Origin of the sequence: Hydrogenophaga sp. UC242_53 (assembly GCF_042696965.1) — a bacterium.
GTDB lineage: Bacteria > Pseudomonadota > Gammaproteobacteria > Burkholderiales > Burkholderiaceae_C > Hydrogenophaga.
On the sequence record NZ_CP170552.1, the window covers coordinates 742,952 to 759,816 of the forward strand.

The following is a 16,865-nucleotide window of genomic DNA, read 5'->3' on the forward strand; positions in this document are numbered from 1 at the left end:
CATGCGCAGCGTGTTCTGGCTGCTCGGCCTCGCGGCGCTGGCCGTGGCGCTCGCGCTGCTGGTGGGGCACAACGAGGCCACGCTCACCCTGTTCTGGCCGCCCTACCGTTTCGATGTCTCCTTCAACTTCGTCGTCTTCTGCCTGATCGGCGGCTTCGTGCTGCTGTACGCCGCGCTGCGCGCGTTCTCGATGTTGCGCGACCTGCCCGCGCAGGCCCAGCGCTGGCGCAGCCAGCAGATCGAGCGCGCCGTGGTCGGGTCGGTGATGGACGCGCTGTCGCACCAGCTGGCGGGCCGCTTCGTGCGCGCGCAGTCGGCGGCCCAGCAGGCGGTGGACCAGCTCAAGGGCGTGCCGGCCGGGCAATGGCCCCGCCGCGACCAGCTTCAGCTGCTCGCCCACCTGCTGCTGGCCGAGAGCGCGCAATCGCTGCAGAACCGCGAGCGCCGCGACGAGAACCTGCAGGCCGCCCTCAGCCCGAAGCTGGCCAAAAAGCGCGCCGGAAGCCCACGAAGGTGCGCTGCTGCGCGCGGTGCGCTGGGCGGTGGAAGACCATGACGCCGACGCCGCGCGTGCGCGCCTGGCCGAGCTGCCGCAGGGCGCGAGCCGGCGCATCCAGGCGCTGCGCCTGAAGCTGCGCATCGCCCGCCTGGGCGGTGAAACCGGCGAGGCGCTGGAGACCGCGCGCGTGCTGCGCCAAGCACCGCGCATTTTCGCCCGAGGCCTCCCGCAGCATCGTGCGTGGCCTGGCGCTCGATGCCCTGCGCGAAGCACACGACATGACGCAGCTGGACGCGTTTTGGAACGGCCTGGACGCCACCGAGCGCGCCATGCCCGAGGTGGCCCTGGCCGCCGCGCGCCGCGCCAACCAATTGACCGGCCCCGCCACCAGCGAGCAGGACCGCGAGCTGGTCCACGCCCGCGTGCGCGCCTGGCTCGAACCCCTGTGGCCCGAGTTCGGGACGCTGGACGTGGCGCAGCAGCGCCAGCTCGTGCTGGCGCTGGAACCCGGCCTGGGTGAGCTCGACGCCGCCGGGCTGGCCCGGCTGGAGCAGTTGCAGCGCCAATGGCCGCAGAACGGCTTCCTGCAGTACCTCGCGGGCCAGGCCTGCATGCGTCGCCAGCTCTGGGGCAAGGCCGCGCAGATGCTGAGCCAGTCCAGCCACAGCCTGGACGACCCCGCCCTGCTGCGCCGCACCTGGCGTGGCCTGGCGCAGCTGGCCGAAGAGCGGGGCGATGAAACGGCCGCGCAAGCTGCGTGGAAGCGGGCCGCGCTGCTGGACTGAGTCGAACCGAACCCAGGGGATGCGCCAGGGCATCCCCAAAGAAAAAGCCGATCGGAACCCGATCGGCTTTTTCTTCGGGGCCTGCCGCCACGCCGGAGGCGGGCGGCGGTGGCGAGGACTCAGGGGTTCTCGAACGGCAGCTTCATGTCGCGCAGGTCCTTGCGCGTTTCCACCAGCACCAGCGGACCTTCGTCCAGCACCACGGGCGGCTTGGGTTCGCGCGGCACATGGATGGGCTTGGGTTCGGCCGCGATGGCGGCCTGCACCTGGGCCACCTTCTCCGCGTTGGAGTTCACCCATTCCAGGCCACTGGCCTGCGCCACCTGGTCGAGGGATTCGACGGACAGCGTGAACGGCTGCACCTTGGGCAGGCCTCGGGAGCCGGGCGCTTCGACCGCGCGCGGTGCGGCGGCGGCCACGGGGGCTGCTGCGCGCGGCGCGCGAGGTGCTTGCGGCACCACGGCGGGCGCGGGTGCCGCCACTTCGGCCGCAGGTGCGGCCACCGGGGCCGGCACCACCACTTCGGCAGGCGCCACAGCGACGGGTTCGGCCGCCGGCGCTTCGGTGGTTTCCGCGTTCACGGCAGGCGGCGTGGCGATGCTGAAGTAGCTGCGCACGGGGGCTTCGTAGGCCGAGGCATCGGGCGAGTCGTTCACCGCTTCGCTGCGCTCGGCAGGTGCCACGGTCTCGGCGGCGGCCGGAGCCTCTTCACCTTCGACCGCGCCTTCGCGGGGGCCGCGTTCGCGGCGGTCGCGGCCATAGCGGTCGCGGCTGCGGCGTTCGCGGTTGCCGCGCGGCGCGCCGTTCTCGGCGTCGCCCTCGCGCGGGGCTTGAGCTTCGCTCACGCCTTCGGCGACGGTGGCCGGCTGTTCACCTTCCACGGCGTCGGGACGGGGCGTTGCCTCGGCACCTTCGGCGCCCGGCTGGCGGCGGCGGTTGTCACCGCGGGGGCGGCGATCGCGGTCGCGCTCGCGGCGTTGCTGGCCTTCGGCCGCTTCGGGCGTGTCGCTCGGCGCGGCGTCCAGCGGCAGGGCGTTGTTGACGTTGCCGCCTTCGGCCGCCACAGGGGCTTCCCGGCGGCCACCTTCGCGGCGGTTGCCTTGGCGGCCTTCACCACCGCGCCCTTCGTTGCGGTTCTCGTTGCGGCCTTCGCCGCGGCCTTCACCGCGACGGCCTTCGCCACGCGCCTGTTCGCTGCGACCTTCCACGCGGCCGCCCTCGGCGCGCGCCTCGACCGCACGGCCTTCGCCACCGCGGCCACCGTTGCGGCCACCGCCTTCGCGGCCTTCGCGCGAACCACGGCCTTCGGCGCCACCACGGCCACTGCGGCTGCGGCCGTCACGGCCACCTTCGCGGCGACCGCCGTCGGCACGTTCTTCGCGGGCACCGCCCTTGGCGGCCGGTGCGGCCACGGCAGGCGTTGCCGCCGGCTTGGCCGGTGCGGGCTCGGCACCGAACAGGCTCTTGAGCCAACCGAAGAAACCCTTCTCGGCCGGTGCCGGCGCGGCCGGCACGGGCTTGGCGGCCACGGGCGCTGCCACCGGTGCGGCGGCGGGGGCCGGCGTTTCGGGGCGCGGTGCGGCCACGGGCGCGGGTCCGTCGGGCAGCACGCCCTTGATCACCGGTTCCTGCTTGTTGGTGCGTTCCTGGCTGCGGCGCGTGAAGCTGGCGACGTCGTCCACTTCATCGGCCAGCTTGTAGCTCGCGTCCAGGTTGTCCAGGCGCGGGTCGTCGTGCTTGAGGCGCTCGAGCTTGTAGTTGGGCGTGTCGAGCGACTTGTTGGGCACCAGCAGCACGCTGATGCGCTGCTTGAGTTCGATCTTGGTGATCTCGGTGCGCTTTTCGTTCAGCAGGAAACTCGCGACTTCGACCGGCACCTGCACCAGCACCGCGGCCGTGCTGTCCTTGAGCGACTCTTCCTGGATGATGCGCAGGATCTGCAGTGCCGAGCTCTCGGTGTCGCGGATGTGGCCGGAACCACCGCAACGCGGGCAGGGGATGGAAGCGCCTTCGTTGAGCGCGGGCTTGAGGCGCTGGCGGCTCATTTCGAGCAGACCGAACTTGCTGATGGCGCCGAACTGCACGCGGGCGCGGTCCTGGCGCAGCGCGTCGCGCAGGCGGTTTTCCACTTCGCGGCGGTTCTTCGACTCTTCCATGTCGATGAAGTCGATCACCACCAGACCACCCAGGTCGCGCAGGCGCGCCTGGCGGGCCACTTCGTCGGCGGCTTCCAGGTTGGTGCGGGTCGCGGTTTCCTCGATGTCGCCGCCCTTGATGGCGCGGGCCGAGTTCACGTCCACCGCCACCAGCGCTTCGGTCTGGTCGATCACGATGGCGCCGCCAGAAGGCAGGTTCACCGTGCGGCTGTACGCGGTTTCGATCTGGTGCTCGATCTGGAAGCGCGAGAACAGCGGCGCGTCGTCGCGGTAGCGCTTCACGCGGTGCCCGTGCTCGGGCATCACATGGCTCATGAACTGGTGAGCCTGTTCGAAGATGTCGTCGGTGTCGATCAGGATCTCACCGATGTCGCTGTTGAAGTAGTCGCGGATCGCGCGGATCACCAGGCTCGATTCCTGGTAGATCAGGAAGGCGCCCTTGCCACCCTTGGTCGCGCCGTCGATGGCGTTCCAGAGCTTGAGCAGGTAGTTCAGGTCCCACTGCAGTTCGGCGGCGTCGCGGCCGATGCCGGCGGTGCGCGCGATGATGCTCATGCCGTTGGGGTATTCGAGCTGGTCCAGCGCCTGCTTGAGTTCCTGGCGGTCTTCGCCTTCGATGCGGCGGCTCACGCCCCCGCCGCGCGGGTTGTTCGGCATCAGCACCACGTAGCGGCCGGCCAGGCTCACGAAGGTGGTGAGGGCGGCGCCCTTGTTGCCGCGTTCTTCCTTTTCCACCTGGACCAGCAGTTCCTGGCCTTCGCGGATCACGTCGTTGATGCGGGCCTGGTTGACCGGCACCCCGGCGGCGAAATACTGGCGCGAGATTTCCTTGAAAGGCAGGAAGCCGTGGCGTTCTTCGCCGTAGTCGACGAAGCAGGCTTCGAGCGACGGCTCCACGCGGGTGACCACCGCTTTGTAGATGTTGCCCTTGCGCTGTTCGCGCCCTTCGATTTCGATTTCGTAGTCGAGCAATTTCTGCCCGTCCACGATCGCCAGGCGGCGCTCTTCGGCCTGCGTGGCGTTGATCAGCATGCGTTTCATGATGCGTTCCTTCGTTCAAATACAAGGACGCAGGGGCCACCGGCCCATGCGCCAACCTGCCGTGAACCAGCGGAAGCGCGAACGAGGGGAGGAATTGCCGGAGAGCCGTTGACCCGCGGTTCGGGGAAGGCGTTCAACACAGGCGGGCACCAGGGTGCCGCGTCGAACCGCCAGGTCAGGGCGTAGGCGCGTGGAGGTGGGTGAACAGGGAAGAAGGCTCGATGGCTGTCATTGACATGGATCTGGCCGGTGTCTCTCTGGCTTCACTTCGTCCTCATCCAGCCACGTGTTGCGGGCTGGGTGATTGGGGTATTCCGTATTCGGGTTCGTGTTCTTCAGCGGATTCGCCCGCGGCTTCGACCGGCCCGCCGCCGTGCCAGGATTCGCATGGGAATGCATCGGGCAACGGCGCCAGACCCGGGTGCTGCGGGTGGCAACCCACCCGCGGCGGACGCCTTGCCTTGCAAGCTGCGGTCCCTTGCCTTGGGTGACTGCCTTAAACTCAAGGTAAATCAATCACTTACGGCACACGACGGGTGTGACGCATTATAGTCAGCTCCCCGCCATTCGTGGTGGCCTTATTCACACCCATGCTCAGCAACCCGAATTCGGGGGAAATCCGACACATCACGGTTGACGAAGAGTCGGCGGGGCAGCGGTTGGACAACTTCCTCATCCGCATCCTCAAAGGGGTGCCCAAATCGCACATCTACCGCATCATCCGCTCGGGCGAGGTGCGCCGGAACAAGGGCCGGGTGTCGGCCGACGACCGCGTCGCCCTTGGCGATGTGTTGCGCATTCCGCCGATCCGGCTGTCCGAACGCGCCGAAGAGAAGGCGGCCCATCCGGCGCCGGCGCGCGAATTCCCGGTCGTGTTCGAGGACGAGGCCTTTCTGGCGATTGACAAGCCCGCCGGCGTGGCGGTGCATGGTGGCAGCGGCGTGAGTTTCGGCGTGATCGAACAAATGCGCCAGGCTCGGCCGCAGGCCCGATTGCTCGAATTGGTGCATCGCCTGGACCGGGAAACCAGCGGCCTGTTGCTGATTGCCAAGAAAAAGAGCGCGCTCAAGGCATTGCAGGACCAATTTCGCGAACGTGAAACCGGAAAAACCTATCTGGCGATGGTCAAAGGCGCCTGGCCCGCCCGCCTGAAGGTGCTGGACCAGCCTTTGCACAAATACCTATTACCTGATGGCGAACGCCGTGTGAGGGTGACGACAGCCGACGATCCGGACGGCATGCGCTCGGTCACGCTGGTGAAGGTGGCGCAGCGCGTGCCCGCACCACCAGGGCTGGAGGCGGTCGTTCCCGAAGGCTTCAGCCTGTTGGAGGTCACCATCAAGACCGGCCGCACCCATCAGATTCGCGTGCATTTGTCCAGCGCCGGCCATCCGATTGCGGGTGACGATAAATACGGCGATTTCGAACTCAATCGGCAATTGGCACGGATTGGTTTGAAACGCATGTTCCTGCATGCCTGGCGTTTGAGGTTGACACATCCTGTCACCAAATCCGCGTTGGAACTGCAGGCCGAATTGCCGCCGGAGCTATATAAATGGCGATCCCCCGGAATAGAATGATGGTCTGCGTCGTTGGCAGACATCCGGTTCCGGATGGATCAAACATTACCTAAAAAGGACGATTTCAATGGCAAGTTATTCCGAACTCATGGCGCAAGCCCAGAACCTGATGGCACAGGCCGAGCAGGCGCGCAAGGACGAGCTCTCCGCGGTCATCGCCGACATCAAGGCGAAGATGAAGCAATTCGGCATCACCACCGCCGATCTGGGCAGCACCTCGGCGACCAAGAAGACCGGCAAATCCAAATCGGCCGCACCGGCCAAGTACAAAGGCCCGAACGGTGAACTCTGGGCAGGTGGCCCGGGCCGCAAACCCGAATGGGTTCGCGCCGTGCTGGCATCGGGCAAGAGTCTGGACAGCTACCTGATCTGATCCATTCCCCTGCCTCCTTGCACACGGCCCGCCTCTGGCGGGCTTTGTCTTTGGTACCCTCGAAAGCATGTTTCGAATACTTGTCGTCTGCATGGGCAACATCTGCCGCTCGCCCATGGCGGCCAGCGTGCTGCACGCCGCCATCGCGCGCCGCCAGCTGGCGCAGCGGGTGGAGGTGGATTCCGCCGGCACCTACGCCGGCCATCAGGGGGAAAAGCCCGACCGCCGGGCGATCACCCTGGCGATGGCGCGCGGTTACCCGCAGATCGAGCGCGAGCGGGCCCGCCGCGTGCGCGATGAGGACTACCGGAACTTCGACCTGATCCTCGCCATGGACGCGGACAACCTGGAGAACCTGCGCTTCAAGTGCCCTCCCGAGCACCAGCACAAATTGCACCTGTTCCTGGAGTACGCGGGTGTGGAGGGCCGGCGCGAAGTGCCCGACCCTTACTACGGCAATGCCCAGGGCTTCGAGGTGGTGCTGGGCCTGTGCGAGCAGGGCAGCGAGGGCGTGCTCGCACGGGTGCTGAGCACGCTGGACTGAGGCGGCTTCAGGCCTGGTGGTACTCGCGGTACCAGCGCACGAAGCGTTCGATGCCGTCCTTCAGAGGCGTGGAGGGCGCGAAGCCCACCCAGCGGTGCAGGGCCTCGGTGCTGGCGTAGGTCGCCGGCACGTCGCCGTCCTGCATGGGCAGGAATTCCTTGATCGCCTCGCGCCCCAGCGCCTGTTCGATGCAGCCGATGAAGTCCATCAGCGGCACCGGGTCGTGGTTGCCGATGTTGAAGATGCGGTAGGGCGGTCCACCCGCGTTCTCGGGCATGGCCGGTTTGTCGAGCACGCGCAGCACGCCTTCGACGATGTCGTCGATGTAGGTGAAGTCGCGCTTCATCTTCCCGTGGTTGAAGACCTGGATCGGCCGGCCTTCGAGCACCGCGCGGGTGAAGCTGAAGTAGGCCATGTCGGGCCGGCCCCAGGGCCCGTACACCGTGAAGAAACGCAGGCCGGTGGTGGGCAGCCCATAGAGGTGGCTGTAGGTGTGGGCCATCAGCTCGTTGGCCTTCTTGGTGGCCGCGTACAGGCTCACCGGGTGGTCGACGGCGTCGGTTTCCTCGAACGGCATCTTGGTGTTGCCGCCATACACGCTGGAGCTGGACGCGTAGACCAGGTGGCCCGGCTTCTGCGCGCGGCAGCCTTCCAGGATGTGGCCGAAGCCGGTGAGGTTGCTGTCGAGGTAGGCGTTGGGGTGCGTGATCGAGTAGCGCACACCGGCCTGGGCCGCCAGGTGCACCACGGCGTCGAAGCGGTGGCTGGCGAACAGCCGGGCCATGGCCTCGCGGTCCGCCACATCGACCTGTTCGAAGGCGAAACCCGGGTGCTTCTGCAGCGGCTCCAGCCGGGCGCGCTTGAGCGCGACGGCGTAGTAGTCGTTGAGGTTGTCGATGCCGAGCACCGTGTCGCCGCGCGCCAGCAGGCGCTGGGCGGTGTGCATGCCGATGAAGCCGGCCGCGCCAGTCAGGAGGATGTGCATGGCGGTATGTTAGCCGCCAGCCTGCCTCAGTCTTTCTGCCAGATCACCCGTTTTCCGGACGTTTCCCACGTTTCGTAGTACCGCGCGTACAGGTCTTCGATGCGGTTGCGCTTGACCTTGAAGGTGGGCGTGATGATGTCGTTGTCCACCGTCCAGGCGGTGGTGACGACCACGATGCACTGCAGCTGCTCGTGCGGGTCCAGCGTGGCGTTGATGCCCTTGAGGTGGCTGGCCAGCGAGGTTTCGAGCTCGGTGCGCGCGGCGGCGTCGTTCGCCACGCGCGCGGCCGCGTCCGCGTTGAGCATCACGATGCCCAGGGGCTGGCCCAGGTTGGCGCCGGTCACCACGCAGGCTTCCACGGCCTCGTGCATCACCAGCTTGTCCTCGATCGGCGCGGGCGCCACGTACTTGCCCTTGCCGGTCTTGAACAGGTCTTTCACACGGCCGGTGATGCGCAGCAGGCCCTGCTTGTCGATCGTGCCCTTGTCGCCGGTCTTGAGCCAGCCGTCTTCGGTGAAGGCCTCGCGGCTCTTCTCGGGCTCCTTGTAGTAGCCCTGCATCAGCGCCTGGCTGCGCATCTGCACCTCGCCGGTCTCGGGGTCGAGGCGGTGCTGCACGCCGGCGTAGGTGGGGCCCACGGTGCCCTGCTGGTTCTTGCCCGGCTCGGTGATGTGCGAGAGCGCGAGGTTCTCGGTCATGCCGTAGCCCTCGTTGATGTTCAGGCCGAGCTGGCTGTACCACTGCAGCAGGGCCATGGGCATGGGCGCGGCGCCACCGGCGGCGAACTTGCACTGGTCCAGACCCAGGGCCTTCATCACCTTGCGGCGCACGATGCCACCCAGGATGGGGATGCGCAGGAGCCGGTTGAGCTTGGCCGGCGGCATCTTGGCGTGGATGCCCTGCTGGAACTTGACCCACAGGCGCGGCACCGAGAAGAAGATGGTGGGCCGCGCGCGCTGCAGGTCGGCGGCGAAGGTGTCGAGCGACTCGGCGAAGTACACGTGCATGCCGGTGCGCAGCCAGCCGTGTTCGACCAGCATGCGCTCGACCACATGGGCCAGCGGCAGGTAGGACAGCATGCGGTCTTCGCCCGAGAGCGGGATGCGCTTGACGCCGGAGTCGATGGCCCAGGCGAAGTTGCCGAAGCTGTGCATCACGCCCTTGGGCATGCCGGTGGTGCCCGAGGTGTAGATCAGGGTCGCGAGTTCGTCGGCGCCGCGCGTGGGCTCACCCTGCAGCGGCTGGTGGCGGCCGCAGATCGCGTCCCAGCCTTCGTAGGCCTGGATCGCGTCCAGCGGCGAGAGCGCGTAGCTGATGCAGGGCAGGCCGGCGGGCACGCCGGGCTTCATGCCTTCCCAGCCATCGAGCTTGCCGATGAAGCAGGCCTTGGCCTCGCTGTGGGTGAGGATCTGGCGCACCGTCTCGGCCGCGAGCGTGGGGTAGAGCGGCACCGACACGTGGCCGGCCATCCAGATGGCGAGGTCGCTCATCATCCACCAGGCGCAGTTCTTCGAGAGGATCGCGACCTTGGAGCCCGGCGCCCAGCCTTGCGATTGCAGGTGGGTGCGCATGCGCCGCACCTGGTCGCCGATCTCGGCCCAGGTGAATTCCTGCACCGCGCCCGCGCCCATGGGCTGTGTGAGCGCAACGCGCTTGGGATCGGTCTTTTCCCAGTGGTACAGGCGTTGCAGGGCGAGCAGCTCGGGCGCGACTTGGGTCATGTGACGTGTCTCCGTTGTGTGTGTGCGAAGGGGGAATCTACCAAGCCCTCCGCACGCTGTTTAGAGGGTTTCACCTGTTGGGGCGCCACCGGCGGATCCCGGCGGAGTCACAGCCCCAGCAATTGCGCGAGGTCCAATGGCTTTGTGCGCTCCGCCGGCACGACGTGGCTTTCGAGATGGTCCAGGTGCGCGCGCATCGCCTTGACTGCCCGCTCGGTGTCGCCCGCGATCACCGCCGCGATGATGTTCGCGTGCTCCTGGTCCGAGCAGGAGACGCTCTTGCCAGGGTCACCGTGCGCGAGAAAGATCAAGGGCGTGCGGGCCACCAGCTGCTGCAGGAATTCGGTGAGCACCGTGTTGCCGGCGCATTGCGCGAGTTGCACGTGAAAGTCGGTCGACAACTTGATGCCGGTGCGCATGTCACCCGCGCGGTAGGTGTCCCGTTCCTGTTTCATGAGCTCACGCAAGGTCCTGAGCTGGTCCGCGTCGATCGACTCGGCCAGCCGCTCGATCACGAAACCCTCGATCAGCCGCCGGGCCGCGAAGATCTGGCCGACTTCCTCCAGCGAAGGGCTGCGCCACGCTGGCGCCGTGCTGCGATCGAAGGGTGACCACCTTGGCGGTGGCGAGCCGTGCCAGCGTCTTTCGCACGACGCCACGCGTGACGCCGAAAGCCTGCGCCAGCGGTATCTCCTTGAGTTTGGTGCCGGGGGCGAGGCGTCGATCCAGGATGCCGTCGTACAGGGTTCTGTAAACGCGCTCCTCGGGCGACTCCTCCGGCTCGCGTGCCTTGTCCGCAGGCTTCGCCGCTTCGACGGCGGTCCGGGCCGACTTCTTGATGGGGGGTGTCGCCGGGCCACCGGTCGTGGTGTCTCCAGCGCTCGTCTTCCTCGTTGCCATGGTGTGTTCTCTGGTGAGGGCTGCTTGCACCCGTCAGGGTGGTGCCGGATTTTATGCGGCCAAAAAATGTTAACACTAGCGTTTTTACTATGTTGACATTAATTGTTGACAGTGAAAGACTTGCCGCCATCGAACGCCTGTCGTTTCAGCCACGAGGAATCCATGCCAAGCGAGAACCAGCCATCGTTGCCACCCGCGGCGCCGTCGCGCATCCACTTCGTGGTGAACGGCCAGCCCCACCGGTTGGACAACCCCGATCCCAACCGCACCTTGCTCAATCACCTGCGCGAGGCGCTCGCGCTCACCGGAACCAAGGAGGGGTGCGCCGAAGGCGATTGCGGCGCTTGCACCGTGGTCGTGAGCGAGCCGCATGGTCAGGGCGTGCGCCGCCGCGCGGTCAATGCCTGCATCCAGTTGCTGCCGACCTTGCACGGCAAGGAAGTCCTGACGGTGGAGGGGCTGGCGCAAAACCGGGTGCCGATCTCCACCCGGTGCAGCAGGCCATGGTCGATGTCCACGCTTCGCAGTGCGGTTTCTGCACGCCGGGTTTCGTGATGTCGCTGCATGCGCTGCTGGCGTCGAGGCCCGATGCCAGCCGCGACGAGATCGAATGCGCGTTGGCGGGCAACCTCTGCCGGTGCACCGGTTACCGGCCCATCGTCGATGCGGCAAGAAAGGCCGGCCCGCAATGTGCGAAGGGGGGCGCGGCGTGTCTCACCCCGGTTTCATCGGTGGCGGATGCGGGTGAAAGCGTGGCGCTGGATGCCCATGGCCGGCAGTTCTGGGCACCGGTGGAACTGGACGATTTCGCCGCGCTTCGCATGGCCCACCCCGATGCGCGCATCCTCGCTGGCGGGACGGACCTTGGTCTGGTGCTGACCAAGAAGCGCCAGGACCTGCCGGCCTTGCTGTACGTCGGGCGGGTGGAGGCCTTGCGCCGCGTCGAGCGCAGCGCCAGCCACCTCGAGATCGGTGCGGCGGTGGCGTTGACGGATGCTTTCGAGCCCCTGGTCGAGCAGTACCCGGAGCTGGCCGAATGGGCGCGCCGATTTGCCTCGGTGCCGATCCGGAATGCGGGCACGCTGGGCGGCAACATCGGCAATGGTTCGCCCATTGGCGACTCGATGCCTGTGCTGATGGCGCTCGATGCCAGTCTGGTGCTGCGGCGCGGGCCGCACACCCGCGAGGTACCTCTGGACGCGTTCTACACCGGGTACCAGCGCAACGTGCTGGCCGCCGGCGAATTCATCGAGCGCATTCGCATCCCCCTGCGCGACCCGCGCCTGCAGGTTCGTGCCTACAAGATTTCGAAGCGCTTCGATCAGGACATTTCCGCGGTGTGCGGGGCGTTCTCTCTGGTGTGTGGTGATGACGGCACGGTGCAGCGCGTCCGGGTGGCCTTTGGCGGCATGGCCGCCACGCCGAGCCGCGCGCCCCGCTGCGAGGCGGCCCTGTTGCAGGGCCGCTGGGACGAGGCGGCGGTGCGCCAGGCCATCGCCGCGCTCGACCAAGACTTCGAGCCCATCGATGACATGCGCGCCAGCAAGTCCTACCGCCGGCTGGTGGCGCGCAACCTCCTGCGCAAATTCCATTTCGAAACCACGGGCGACACCCGGATCAGTGTGCTTGACGAGGAGGTGTTCGCATGAACCAGGATGCACGGCCCAACCCGCTCGGGGGTGTCGGCCAATCCATCGGGCATGACAGTGGTGCGCTGCATGTCACGGGCCGGGCCAACTACACGGACGATCTGCCCGAGCTGCGCGGCACGCTCTACGCGGCGGTGGGTCAGAGCACGCGGGCCCACGCCCGCATCCGCTCCATCGATCTCTCCGCGGTGCGCGCCGCGCCGGGTGTGGTGGCCGCCATGGTGGCCGAAGACATCCCCGGCACCAACGACTGCGGGCCGGTGGTGGCGGACGAACCCATCCTCGCGCAGGGCATCGTGCAATGCGTGGGGCAGGCGCTGTTCTCGGTGGCCGCCGAATCCATCGAGGCCGCGCGGCGGGCGCTGCGCCTGGCGGTGGTGGAGTACGAAGACCTGGAGCCGGTGTTCACCGTGCAGCAGGCGATGGCGAACCAGAGCTTCGTGCTGCCCACGCGCCATGTCGTGCGTGGCGATGCGCGCCAGGCCATCGAGCAGGCCCCCCATCGGCTGAGCAAGCGGTTCCGCATGGGCGGGCAGGAGCAGTTTTACCTCGAAGGCCATGTGGCTTACGCGGTACCGCGCGACGACGGGGGCATGCACGTCTACACCTCGACCCAGCACCCGACCGAGACGCAGCACCACGTCGCGCATGCGCTGGGCCTGGACGAAAAGGACGTGGTGGCCGAATGCCGCCGCATGGGGGGTGGCTTTGGCGGCAAGGAGAGCGGTTCCGTGCTGTTCGCTTGCAACGCCGCGCTGCTGGCCCAGAAGACAGGCCGGCCGGTGAAGCTCCGGGTGGACCGCGACGACGACATGGTGATGACCGGAAAACGCCACGACTTCGAGACCTGCTTCGACGTCGGTTTCGACGGCGATGGCCGCATCCTCGGCCTGGAGATGGACCTGGCAGGCCGCTGTGGTTATTCGGCCGATCTGTCGGCCGGCGTGAACGACCGCGCTGTGCTCAACAGCGACAACACGTATTTCCTGGAGCACGTGGCCATCCACTCCTACCGCTGCAAGACCAACACCGTGTCGGCCACCGCGTTCCGGGGTTTCGGCGGGCCTCAAGGGGCGCTGGGCATCGAGCAGGTCATCGACGAGATCGCCTTTCACCTCGGCAAGGAGCCGCTGGACGTGCGGCGCGCCAACTTCTACGGCACCGGGTCGAGGAACGTCACGCACTACGGCCAGACGCTCCAGGACAACGTGATCGAGGATCTGGTCGCCACGCTGGAGAAGAGCGCCGACTACCGGGAGCGCAAGGCCCGCGTGCGTGCCTTCAATGCCACCCACGCCCACTTGCGAAAGGGCATCGCGCTGACGCCTTTGAAGTACGGCATCTCGTTCACCTCGCCGCACCTCAACCAGGCGGGCGCGCTGTTGCACGTCTACACCGACGGCAGCGTGATGCTCAACCACGGCGGCACCGAGATGGGGCAGGGCCTGTTCACCAAGGTCTCGCAGGTGGTGGCCGAGGAGCTGATGATCGATGTCGACCGCATCCGCATCACCTCCTCGGACACCAGCAAGGTGCCCAACACATCGGCCACGGCCGCTTCCTCGGGCAGCGACCTCAATGGCAAGGCCGCTCAGGCGGCCGCGCGGCAGATCCGCGAGCGGCTGATCGACTTCGCGGCGAAGCATTTCGGCGTGCCGCAGGAGCAGGTGCGGTTCGTGCGCAATGCGGTGCAGGTGGGGGAGCGCACGGTGGCGTTCACCGAACTGGTCAAGCTCGCGTACTTCCACCAGATCTCGCTGTCGGCCACCGGCTTTTACCGCACCCCCACGCTCGACTGGAACGGCTCGACGCTGAGCGGTACCCGGCCTTTCTACTATTTCGTCTATGGCGCGGCCGTGACGGAGGTGGTGATTGACACGCTGACCGGCGAGTGCCGCGTGCTGCGCGCCGACATCCTGCACGACGTGGGGCGGTCGCTCAACCCGGCGCTCGATCGGGGCCAGGTAGAAGGGGCGTTTGCCCAGGGCATGGGCTGGCTCACCATGGAAGAGCTTTGCTGGAATGCCCAAGGGCGTCTCACGACGCATGCGCCCTCGACCTACAAGATCCCGGTGGCCAGCGACATGCCTCGTGATTTCCGCGTCGCGCTCTACGAATCGGCCGGCAACGTGGAAGACTCGATCCACCGGTCCAAGGCGGTGGGCGAGCCTCCTCTGCTGCATGGCATCTCGGTGTTCCATGCGATCCGCGATGCGATCGCCAGCGTGGCCGGGCATCGCCTGTCGCCCCAGCTTGATGCGCCCGCCACCGCGGAGCGCATCCTGTTCAGCGTGCTCGACCTGCGGGAGCGCGCCGATGCGCTCCAGCCCCGGCTCGAAGAAGCGGTCCTGGCATGAACGGCACCTCCACCGTGGACAGCGGCTGGCTCCATGGCGCGGCGCGGTTGCGCGACAGCGGCACGCCCTTCGTGCTGGTCACGGTGGTCCAGACGCGAGGCTCGGTGCCGCGCGAGACCGGCACGCGCATGCTCGTCACCGCGCAGGGCACGGAGGGGACGATCGGTGGTGGGCACCTGGAGCACGAAGCCATCGCCATTGCGAGGAGGCACCTGCGGTTGGCTGTCACCGGGGCGCACTGGCAGGCCTTCGCGCTCGGCGCGCGCCTGGGGCAATGCTGCGGTGGCGCGGTCGAGTTGATGTTCGAACTCGAAGTCGGCGCCGCGCTGGACTGGATCGATGTGTTGCAGCAAGCCTTGCAGCGCGGCGAAGCGGCCGTGATCGCCAGTGTGGTCGATGGGGTCTCCCACACCCGACTGGTCCTGGCGCCCTCGTCGGGCGCCTGGCAACGCGGCGAGGCGGATGCCACCACGTGGCGCCTGGCGCGCGACCTGCTCACCACGCCGGCCTTGACGGCACCCGAAGGGCCGCCATCCCCGCGGAAGAACGGGCCGCGGCGCTTCGTGCAGCGCATCGAACCTCCCGGGCTGGACGTGTGGGTCCATGGCGCGGGCCACGTGGGCCGAGCGCTGGTCGCCGTGCTGGGCCTGCTGCCTTGCCGCGTGACCTGGGTGGACAGCCGGCCCGATGAATTTCCCAGCGAGGTGCCGCCCAACGTGCGCGTGCTGTGTTCGGACGACGGCGAGCACGAGGTGGATGAAGCGCCGCCAGGGGCTTGCCATCTGGTCATGACCCACAGCCACGCGCTTGACTTCGAGCTGAGTCTGCGCCTCCTGCGCCGGGCCGATTTCCGGTACTTCGGGCTCATCGGCTCGGCCACCAAGCGCCGCAGCTTCGAGCACCGCCTGGCCGATCGCGGCATCGACCGCGCCATGTTGTGCCGCATGCGGTGCCCGATCGGCATCGACGGTGTGAGTGGCAAGGAGCCCGGTGTGATCGCTGTCGCGGTCGCCGCTCAACTGCTGGGCCTGCGCGAGGAGATCGCGCGCGGCCCCGAACCGATGGGATGGCGGAACGCGGGCGCGGCAAGCGCGCGCATCGCCGAGACCCAGTGCTGACGGGTGACGCTCTCGCCCATGGAACTTCAACGACACCAAGGACCCATCATGAACCCATCCCGCAGATCGGCCGTTCTCTCGCTCGCATCCCTGGCGGCCGCGCCTGGACTTCTTCGCGCACAGGGCAAGGCGCCCCTGGAGGTCGCGTTCCTCTACGACAACCCCATCGGCGATGTGGGCTGGGTGCGGCAGCATGAAAACGGGCGCCTGGCGATCGAGCAGAAGCTCGGTGCGCAGGTGAAGACCAAGTACGTGCAGGTGCCCACGGGCGCCGACTCCGAGCGTGTGATGCGCACACTGGCGCAAAGCGGCACCAAGCTGATCTACGGCGTGTCCTTCGGCTACATGAACCCCATCGGCCAAGGTGGCCGCCCAGTTCCCCGACACGGTCTTCATGAACGCGCAGGGTTTCATGACGAGCAAGAACATGGGCGTCTACTCGGCGCGCGTGTACGAAGGCTTCTACCTGAACGGCGTGGTGGCCGGGCACATGAGCAAGAGCGGCGTGGTGGGCTACATCGCCTCGCTGCCCGTGCCCGAGGTGGTGCTCGGCCTGACCGCTTTCATCCAGGGCATGCGCAGCGTGAACCCCAAAGGCACGGTGCGCATCGTCTGGCTCAACACCTGGTACGACCCGGGCCGCGAGCGCGAGGCGGCCAACGCCCTGCTGAGCGACGGGGCGGACATCCTGACCTCGGTGCTGTCTTCGCCCGTCGCCGTGCAGGTGGCCGAAGAGCGCGGCGTGGGTGCGGTGACCTGGCAGAGCGACATGTCCAAGTACGGGCCGAAGGCGCAACTCTCCTGTGCCTTGCTGGACTGGTCGAATCCCTATGTGGACATCACCAGGGCGGTGATCGACGGAAGCTGGAAGCCCGGCAATGCATGGCTGGGTGCGAAGGAGGGGGTGATCCGCATGGTGGCCTTGAACCCCTCGTTGCCGACCGACCTCAAGGCGCTGCTGGTGCGCAAGGAAGCGGAGATGAAGGCGGGCAGCTTCCATCCCTTCGTGGGGCCGATTCTTGACCAGGATGGCAAGGAACGCGTGGCCGCCGGCGTGGTGCCCAGCGACGACGAACTGCGCAAGATCGACTGGCTCGGTGCCGGCATCCAGGGCCGCCTGCCCACGCGGCGCTGACGCGACCGCCTCGCTGCCCCAA

13 protein-coding genes and 2 pseudogenes are annotated in these 16,865 nt (G+C 67.5%); 10 read left to right on the forward strand and 5 right to left on the reverse strand.

Annotated features, from left to right (window positions below):
* Position 1: 1 nt before the first annotated feature.
* Positions 2 to 1,284: pseudogene (locus tag ACFJI0_RS03915) on the forward strand (heme biosynthesis HemY N-terminal domain-containing protein).
* Positions 1,285 to 1,403: 119 nt separating this feature from the next.
* Here ACFJI0_RS03915 and ACFJI0_RS03920 read toward each other — a convergent pair.
* On the reverse strand, positions 1,404 to 4,481 hold the full coding sequence (locus ACFJI0_RS03920) for an Rne/Rng family ribonuclease (protein ID WP_382323503.1): 3,078 nt from the start codon (positions 4,479 to 4,481) through the stop codon (positions 1,404 to 1,406).
* Between the two features lie 590 nt (positions 4,482 to 5,071).
* On the opposite strand from ACFJI0_RS03920, the gene ACFJI0_RS03925 reads away from it, so the two are divergent.
* From ACFJI0_RS03925 to ACFJI0_RS03935, 3 genes are all read left to right on the forward strand, one after another.
* Entirely contained in the window at positions 5,072 to 6,061 is a 990-nt protein-coding gene (locus tag ACFJI0_RS03925; protein ID WP_382323504.1) for an RluA family pseudouridine synthase, read from the forward strand.
* A 67-nt stretch (positions 6,062 to 6,128) separates the two neighbouring features.
* Entirely contained in the window at positions 6,129 to 6,434 is a 306-nt protein-coding gene (locus tag ACFJI0_RS03930; RefSeq protein WP_382160701.1) for an H-NS family nucleoid-associated regulatory protein, read from the forward strand.
* Positions 6,435 to 6,501: 67 nt separating this feature from the next.
* Positions 6,502 to 6,978 carry a low molecular weight protein-tyrosine-phosphatase gene (locus ACFJI0_RS03935; protein ID WP_291115547.1) on the forward strand — a complete coding sequence of 159 codons (477 nt, stop codon included), beginning with the start codon at positions 6,502 to 6,504 and terminating at the stop codon, positions 6,976 to 6,978.
* A 7-nt stretch (positions 6,979 to 6,985) separates the two neighbouring features.
* Here ACFJI0_RS03935 and ACFJI0_RS03940 read toward each other — a convergent pair whose 3' ends face one another.
* The 4 genes from ACFJI0_RS03940 to ACFJI0_RS03955 all read right to left on the reverse strand — a co-directional run bounded on the left by ACFJI0_RS03940 (position 6,986) and on the right by ACFJI0_RS03955 (position 10,584).
* Positions 6,986 to 7,963, reverse strand: coding sequence for an NAD-dependent epimerase (locus tag ACFJI0_RS03940; RefSeq protein WP_382323505.1), 978 nt, complete (start codon positions 7,961 to 7,963; stop codon positions 6,986 to 6,988).
* A 26-nt stretch (positions 7,964 to 7,989) separates the two neighbouring features.
* On the reverse strand, positions 7,990 to 9,684 hold the full coding sequence (locus tag ACFJI0_RS03945) for an AMP-binding protein (RefSeq protein ID WP_382323506.1): 1,695 nt from the start codon (positions 9,682 to 9,684) through the stop codon (positions 7,990 to 7,992).
* 107 nt (positions 9,685 to 9,791) lie between these two features.
* Positions 9,792 to 10,250 carry a GntR family transcriptional regulator gene (locus ACFJI0_RS03950; protein WP_382325496.1) on the reverse strand — a complete coding sequence of 153 codons (459 nt, stop codon included), beginning with the start codon at positions 10,248 to 10,250 and terminating at the stop codon, positions 9,792 to 9,794.
* Positions 10,144 to 10,584: a GntR family transcriptional regulator gene (locus ACFJI0_RS03955; protein ID WP_382323507.1), complete on the reverse strand. Its 441-nt coding sequence runs from the start codon at positions 10,582 to 10,584 to the stop codon at positions 10,144 to 10,146. The genes ACFJI0_RS03950 and ACFJI0_RS03955 overlap by 107 nt, the downstream gene beginning before the upstream one ends.
* 162 nt (positions 10,585 to 10,746) lie before the next feature.
* Here ACFJI0_RS03955 and ACFJI0_RS03960 point away from each other — a divergent pair, with 162 nt between their 5' ends.
* From ACFJI0_RS03960 to ACFJI0_RS03985, 6 genes and pseudogenes are all read left to right on the forward strand, one after another.
* On the forward strand, positions 10,747 to 11,139 hold the full coding sequence (locus ACFJI0_RS03960) for a 2Fe-2S iron-sulfur cluster-binding protein (RefSeq protein ID WP_382323508.1): 393 nt from the start codon (positions 10,747 to 10,749) through the stop codon (positions 11,137 to 11,139).
* Positions 11,088 to 12,233 carry a xanthine dehydrogenase small subunit gene (gene xdhA, locus ACFJI0_RS03965; protein ID WP_382323509.1) on the forward strand — a complete coding sequence of 382 codons (1,146 nt, stop codon included), beginning with the start codon at positions 11,088 to 11,090 and terminating at the stop codon, positions 12,231 to 12,233. Before ACFJI0_RS03960 ends, xdhA begins: the two co-directional genes overlap by 52 nt.
* Positions 12,230 to 14,590, forward strand: coding sequence for a xanthine dehydrogenase molybdopterin binding subunit (gene xdhB / locus ACFJI0_RS03970; RefSeq protein WP_382323510.1), 2,361 nt, complete (start codon positions 12,230 to 12,232; stop codon positions 14,588 to 14,590). Before xdhA ends, xdhB begins: the two co-directional genes overlap by 4 nt.
* Positions 14,587 to 15,708 (forward strand): xanthine dehydrogenase accessory protein XdhC, encoded by a 1,122-nt coding sequence (xdhC, locus tag ACFJI0_RS03975; RefSeq protein ID WP_382323511.1) that lies wholly within the window; start codon positions 14,587 to 14,589, stop codon positions 15,706 to 15,708. The genes xdhB and xdhC overlap by 4 nt, the downstream gene beginning before the upstream one ends.
* Before the next feature lie 48 nt (positions 15,709 to 15,756).
* Positions 15,757 to 16,044 (forward strand): annotated as a pseudogene (locus ACFJI0_RS03980) (BMP family ABC transporter substrate-binding protein); the annotation flags it as partial.
* Positions 16,045 to 16,072: 28 nt separating this feature from the next.
* The gene (locus ACFJI0_RS03985) at positions 16,073 to 16,843 is read left to right on the forward strand and encodes a BMP family ABC transporter substrate-binding protein (RefSeq protein WP_382323512.1); all 771 of its coding nucleotides are present in this window, start codon (positions 16,073 to 16,075) and stop codon (positions 16,841 to 16,843) included.
* Positions 16,844 to 16,865 lie beyond the last annotated feature (22 nt).

Excerpts from the sequence above, each read along its gene's own strand:
- xdhC (WP_382323511.1), top strand. The coding sequence starts at position 14,587 with ATGAACGGCACCTCCACCGTGGACAGCGGCTGGCTCCATGGCGCGGCG.
- ACFJI0_RS03955 (WP_382323507.1), bottom strand. The coding sequence starts at position 10,584 with ATGGCAACGAGGAAGACGAGCGCTGGAGACACCACGACCGGTGGCCCG.
- ACFJI0_RS03930 (WP_382160701.1), top strand. The coding sequence starts at position 6,129 with ATGGCAAGTTATTCCGAACTCATGGCGCAAGCCCAGAACCTGATGGCA.
- ACFJI0_RS03925 (WP_382323504.1), top strand. The coding sequence starts at position 5,072 with ATGCTCAGCAACCCGAATTCGGGGGAAATCCGACACATCACGGTTGAC.
- xdhA (WP_382323509.1), top strand. The coding sequence starts at position 11,088 with ATGGTCGATGTCCACGCTTCGCAGTGCGGTTTCTGCACGCCGGGTTTC.
- ACFJI0_RS03960 (WP_382323508.1), top strand. The coding sequence starts at position 10,747 with ATGCCAAGCGAGAACCAGCCATCGTTGCCACCCGCGGCGCCGTCGCGC.
- xdhB (WP_382323510.1), top strand. The coding sequence starts at position 12,230 with ATGAACCAGGATGCACGGCCCAACCCGCTCGGGGGTGTCGGCCAATCC.
- ACFJI0_RS03935 (WP_291115547.1), top strand. The coding sequence starts at position 6,502 with ATGTTTCGAATACTTGTCGTCTGCATGGGCAACATCTGCCGCTCGCCC.
- ACFJI0_RS03920 (WP_382323503.1), bottom strand. The coding sequence starts at position 4,481 with ATGAAACGCATGCTGATCAACGCCACGCAGGCCGAAGAGCGCCGCCTG.
- ACFJI0_RS03940 (WP_382323505.1), bottom strand. The coding sequence starts at position 7,963 with ATGCACATCCTCCTGACTGGCGCGGCCGGCTTCATCGGCATGCACACC.
- ACFJI0_RS03945 (WP_382323506.1), bottom strand. The coding sequence starts at position 9,684 with ATGACCCAAGTCGCGCCCGAGCTGCTCGCCCTGCAACGCCTGTACCAC.